Source organism: Veillonella sp. DNF00869 (assembly GCF_001553345.1).
Classification (GTDB): Bacteria; Bacillota; Negativicutes; order Veillonellales; family Veillonellaceae; genus F0422.
This window is the reverse complement of the sequence record NZ_KQ960746.1, coordinates 1-6,057: the sequence shown is the minus strand read 5'-3', so window position 1 is coordinate 6,057 and position 6,057 is coordinate 1. Positions and strand designations below refer to the sequence as shown.

3 protein-coding genes are annotated in these 6,057 nt (G+C 41.8%); all 3 read left to right on the top strand.

Going from position 1 to position 6,057, the window contains the following annotated elements:
* The first annotated feature begins 473 nt into the window (after positions 1 to 473).
* From HMPREF3032_RS00015 to HMPREF3032_RS00005, 3 genes are read left to right on the top strand one after another with little or no spacing between them, the layout of a single operon-like run.
* A complete protein-coding gene (locus HMPREF3032_RS00015; protein WP_062400904.1) occupies positions 474 to 1,874 on the top strand; it encodes a MocR-like pyridoxine biosynthesis transcription factor PdxR in 1,401 nt (466 codons plus the stop codon).
* A gap of 1 nt (position 1,875) precedes the next feature.
* Entirely contained in the window at positions 1,876 to 3,120 is a 1,245-nt protein-coding gene (locus HMPREF3032_RS00010; protein ID WP_062400902.1) for a metallophosphoesterase family protein, read from the top strand.
* Positions 3,110 to 5,995 carry an ATP-binding protein gene (locus HMPREF3032_RS00005; RefSeq protein WP_062400899.1) on the top strand — a complete coding sequence of 962 codons (2,886 nt, stop codon included), beginning with the start codon at positions 3,110 to 3,112 and terminating at the stop codon, positions 5,993 to 5,995. The genes HMPREF3032_RS00010 and HMPREF3032_RS00005 overlap by 11 nt, the downstream gene beginning before the upstream one ends.
* The last annotated feature ends 62 nt before the right edge of the window (positions 5,996 to 6,057 follow it).

Here is a 6,057-nt window from a genome sequence, read left to right as displayed (position 1 = left end):
ATGGGAGGAGGTGGTTGCTATGACTAAGTATGAAAAAATCTCCTTGATGATTTCTATTGCTAGTTTAGCAATTCAATTCATTGATCTAGTAAAATAGACAATGAAAAAGCCTAACGGATAAGGTCTCACACACCTTAGCACGTTAGGCAAATTCAGTTTCAGTATCTTTAAGATGAGCCTAACGCCAGCACACGTTATTAGCTCTTCTTTTTTATAAGATAAGTATAGCATTGTTTATTGCTAAATGCAAATATCACTAGACTTTACGTGAATATATGGAGAAAAATCGTTGTAATTTTGGGTGTAGTCATTTTTCGTGTTTACTTTTATAATAGAGAGTAAGAATATATTTTAGAAATAATAGTTCAATTTTTGGGGATAATGGAGTAATTAAAGGAACCGCCCAAGAACTGAGAGTTAAAGATAGATATATACATGTAAGGGTGTAAGGTGTGTTATTCTGGAGGACCTAGATGATTGTCCTAGATGCAAATGCAGGGATTCCCATGTACGAGCAGGTATATGAGGCTGTAAAAGTACATATTGAGCAGGGCTTATACCGTCCAGGGGAACGGCTTCCTTCTATACGATCTATGGCGGCACAGTTAGGGGTCAGTAAGATTACGGTGGAACAAGCCTATCTACAACTGGCTACGGAAGGATATATTCAAGCTCATAAAAAGGCTCCTTATGAGGTATTGGAGATTGTGCAGCCTCTAGGTGGCGACTGTGATACTATGATGCAGAATCATCCTACATGGAATATGTCCTGTGAAGGAAGTCTTTCACCAGTGAAATCTCCGATTCTTTACAATTTTGCTACCGGTGCCATGGACCCAGAAGGATTTGACTTTAAGCGATGGAAACGTTTTATTGGATATGCCTTACGAGATACGAAACGTCTTATGACCTATGGTCAATTAGAAGGGGAACCAGAACTGCGGAGTGCGTTGAATCAATATTTGCAACAGGCACGAGGTGTAAGAGCTACAGTAGATCGTATTCTTGTGACTAGTGGTACTCTTAATTCTTTGCAAATGATCGTCTCTTTATTGCAACGTCAAGGAAAATCTAAGGTGGCTTTGGATCGTCAAAGTCCTAGTTTTGCGAAAGCAGTTTGGAAGGACTATGGATTTTCTGTGCTAGAACTAGATATGCGTTCTCCGGGGCGAATCCATACTCTTCAAAAAGCGCAGATAGATGTGGTCTATTGTATGCCATCTCATGGAGATAGTATGGGACGCATCATGACGATACAAGAACGAATGGAATTGTTACGATGGGCTCAGCATAAAGAGGCATATATTATCGAGGATGACTATGATAGTGAACTTCGTTATTATGGGAAGCCTGTATTATCCTTACAAGGAATGGATAGAAATGATTGCGTGATTTACATGGGCACACCATCGAAGGTATTACCACCTTCTATTCGATTAAGCTATCTTGTATTGCCAATCACTTTGTATAAAGACTTTCATAGTCATCGTAAAGATTACGGGCAAAGTGCTAGTGTCCTAGAACAGTTGGCATGGGCTATGTATATGAATGCAGGGGAATGGAATAAACAAATTCGTCGGCTTCGAAAACACTATTTAGAAAAAAGTAAGTATTTTACTAGTTTATTGCGACGCTATTTGGGTGATACTTATGAAGTGGTTGCTCCTGAAGGAGGAGTCTATGCAGGGGTGCGACTCAGGTATGTGGATGGAGAACAGTTGGCATTACGAGCCTTAGCATCGGCTTGTGATGTTAAGGTGTTAGATACGGTGGACACCGATATGGTGGAGGTTTTATTGTCTTTTAGCGGTATTCCTACCTGTGAATTAGAACGGGCAGTACAGGTATTAGCAAAGGCATGGAAAGGGTTATAATATGGGTATACCATTTAGATTTATACAATGTGGGGATCTCCATTTAGGGGCGCCTTTTCGCTATTTAAAATCATTTGGCAGATCCTTAGATGCAGCCATGGTACGTGCTACCTATACATCCTTTCAGAATATTGTAAATCTAGCTATTCGTCAGCGTGTAGCAGCAGTTCTGATTACAGGTGATGTATATGATGGAGTAGACCATCCTTTAGAAGCAGAGATGCATTTTGTACGTGGATGTGAAAGTTTGGATAAGGAACAGATTGCTGTTTATGTAGTACAAGGTAATCATGATCCTGCTGATAGTTGGAAACGACATATGCCGTTACCAAAGAATGTGCATATCTTTTCATCTGAACGGGTGGAACGGTTTCCGCTTCTAGTGCGAGGACAAGAGGTAGCGGGTCTCTATGGCCGGAGTATTGACCATAGTACTCAATATGAAGATATGGCCTCTACTATTCATCCGTTACGGAGCGATCTTTTTTCCATTGCCCTTGTGCATGGTACGGTAGGCATACATGAAGGGCATGATCAGACAGGACCTTGTACACTGGAATCCTTGCGTAGTATTCCTATTCAATATTGGGCTTTTGGGCATGTTCATAAGCGTCAAATTATTAGCGATCATCCATATATTGTGTATGCAGGAAACACACAAGGATTGCATCGTGGTGAAAGTGGGCCGAAAGGTTGCTATGTAGTGGATGTATCTAGTCGTGGTACTGTAGAAACGCAATTTTATGAGACGAATGCAATCCGTTTTGCTGAAGAGACTATTGATTTAGGACAAGTAAAATCTGTATTGGAGATGTTAGAAATGTTGCGTCACAAAAAAGAGATGTTACGGAAATCTAATATATCTATTTTGTTATCGATTCGCTTGATAGGAGCAGGACCTTTATCAGAGATGGCGCGAGATAGCAAGGTTCGAGCTACTTGGATAGAGGAATCTCATGCTGAAGAGACAGGTAAATATGGAGTGTATATTATCGGTATCGATTGTGAATTAGGCAGTATTAGTCATCCAAGTATAGCACCGGGGATGATTAGGGATTATGTGAAAGCTATCGACTCCATGCATACGGGGATAGAAGCACTAGAAATGATTGTAAAAGCTCGCCCAGAATGGAAGCGATTAGGAACGCATAGTCGACTAGTGACAGAGGCTATGTTGCAATCCGCCTATGAAAAAGCGAGACGTGATGGAGTCCGTTTATTACAGGGGAATGATCATGAAGATTAAAGAAATATATATAGAACAATATGGCCCCTATACTCAGTGGAGATTTGAACCCTATGATACAGGATTACATGTGCTGTACGGACCGAACGGGAGTGGAAAAACTACATTGCTCCAAGCCTTTCGTGGTATTTTATTGGGAACAAAGAGGAAAGAAGAGCCTGTAGATGGATATATTCTAGTGGAGCGAGAAGGTCACACATACCATATTGGGCGTAAAGGAAAAGAACTAGACTTTTACGAGGTAGGAGGAGAGCGCTATACCGTAGAGCCAGCAGAATTATGGTGGCAAGGACTAGATAAAAAGACGTACGATCGCATTTTTGCTATTACCTTAGATGATCTACAAGGGGTAGACATCATACAGGAAGTAGACGTGAGAACTCGGTTTTTTGGTGCTGAGGGCGGAGAATCTCTGGGTACACTTGTGAAAGATGTAGATGAATTAGCCAGTCAGTTATTAGTAGCATCGCCTACTGGTAAGCGAACCATTAATGCTTTGTTGGACCGTTTGCAAGAGGTAGAACAGGAAATCCGTAAACTTCAGCAAGGCGAACAGGAGTATTATACATGGCAAGCTTCTTTAGTAGAGTTAGAACAGAAAGAAGCTACATTGCAAGAGCAACGGCAAGAGCGCAAGGAGTATCTACAAGAAGTGGAACGTGTTTTGCGTGCTTGGGATACGTATAAACGGGCAGAAGAAGCAAAACAACATATGCATCAATTCCATGTGAATGAGCCTTTAGAACGAGAAACGTTTTTAGCGTTAGATGAAGAAATTCGTCGCTGCCAAGAGTATATGCGTGTGTGGCGTGGTAAAGAGGAAGGACTAGTACCAGATAACTTTGATCCGGAAGATAGGCTTGGAATGTATGAGCAAGAAATTGAAAGTTTGTACCAAGAGATATCTAAGTGGACACAGTTAGAAAAAGAATGCCGTGAAGGAGATCTCTATCTAGAAAAAGTACAGGCGCAACTGGCAATCATAGGAAAATCTCATAAGTATTGGCGTGATGTAGAAGAGTTTCCTAGGGATGTGAATTGGCATGATGGGGAACAAGCAGCACGGCAATTACGAAGTGCTCGTGAAGCCTATGAGGCATGGCAACGTCGAGAGCCATTTCCACAGGATGATAGGGCCCTTCAGGTAGCTGATGCAGTGAGAGGGCTAGAAGAAAAACAAACTGCCCTAGAAGCTCTCAGGAACGCATACCTATTAGGACAACAGGCTGAACCTGAGGTAATAGTGAAATCGGGACGAGCTTACTATATAGGTGGAATAGTATTAGTAGTGTTGGGTATAATCCTATTAGCTTGGCATATGACTTATGCAGATGTGTTTGGCATACAGGCTATAGCGGGCATCCTAGGGGTATTGCTAGGTGTGGTTCTAATAGTTCAAAAATATAAGGCGAAAAAAATAGACTCAGTAGATGCGAACACATCTGTTAAAGACTTCTCAAGTTTGGAAGAGATAGCTAAACGAACTATGCCAACTACGGAAGAGGAGTATGAAAGTTTACTTTCAGATATACAGGAAGTAGCGGAACAAATCAAAGGCTATGAAGAGGATGTAAGCCATTTTAAAGCTTACGAAGTAATGAAAGCGCAGTGGGTGACGGAAGGTAAAACCTTGGAAGCGGCAGGCACTGAGGCCATGGATGTCTGGGAAGCTTGGTTGCCAAAGGCGGCTAAACAAACGAACCGAGATGATGCATTCTATGGCATGAAAGAAGAATATCAAGCGTATCATGAGCGATTACGTGAGTTTGAGGGCTACCAAAAGCAAGTGGGCTTGCATCATGAACAATTGGATGCGATTGTGAATCGGTGTCGAAAATTGTGGAGCTCCTTGCAGTTGCAGACATTGCCATCTATCGTAGAGCTGCGTGTAGTCTATCATCAATTGCAATTACATAAGCAGAATCGTGTGCGGTGGGAGCAAAAGGAAAGCCAGCGTAAAAACTATCGTGAAGAATATGCTACGTGGAGCAAGAAAGAAAAAGAATTATTCTTAGCCCAAGAAGAGTTGATTCAAAAAGGTGGTGCTAAGAGCGCGGCAGAATATCGTCAGCGCTTATTGGAACAGGATCAATATAAGCAGTGGGAGACGATTTATCGGCAAAGTCAGCGACAATTGGATTTGTTGGCACCGAAAGAATTTCATAAGGATGTGTGGTATCGTCGTTTACAAGGCAATGATAAAGGGAAGTGGGAATTAGAGTACTCCCGCAGTGAAACGGAATTAGCGAATATTGAATCATCCTTACAGGCATTGTATGAAGAGCGGGGGACCTTGCAGGAATCTATGCGCCACTTGAGCACATCTCATGCAGTGTCCGAAGCATTGTTGAAAAAAGAACAGCTAGAAGCGGAGCTTCGAGAAGCTTTAGAAGAGTGGATGACTTATGTATTCATCAACCATGGCATGGAACTAGCACAACAAGAATACGAAACAGATCGGCAACCGGCGATGCTAGCGAGAGCGTCTGCCTATGTGAAAGCCATGACAGGTGGTATCTATACTCTGCATATGGATGATGCACATAAAGGGGCATATGTAAAAGATACAACGGGACGAGAGATTCCTTTAGGCAAATGGAGTAGTGGACTGGGAGATCAAGTGTATTTGGCATTGCGACTTAGCTTGGCGGAGTCATTTGCTGAAAAAGTAGAATCTTTACCGTTACTGTTAGATGATGTGTTAGTTAGATTCGATCTAGAACGGCAAAAGTTGACGTTACAGGTAATAGAAAGAATTAGTGAACATACACAAGTATTTTTATTTACTTGCCATGAGACGACGAGCCAGTTAGCTAGTGAAAAAGTGCATACATATAATCTTGAGGCTATAGGTATCACTTGTAACGCTATGTAGCCTGTGGCGGGGTTAACTAAATATGATAAAGAGAAGACCGTAACACACCCCTTCTCAAACTA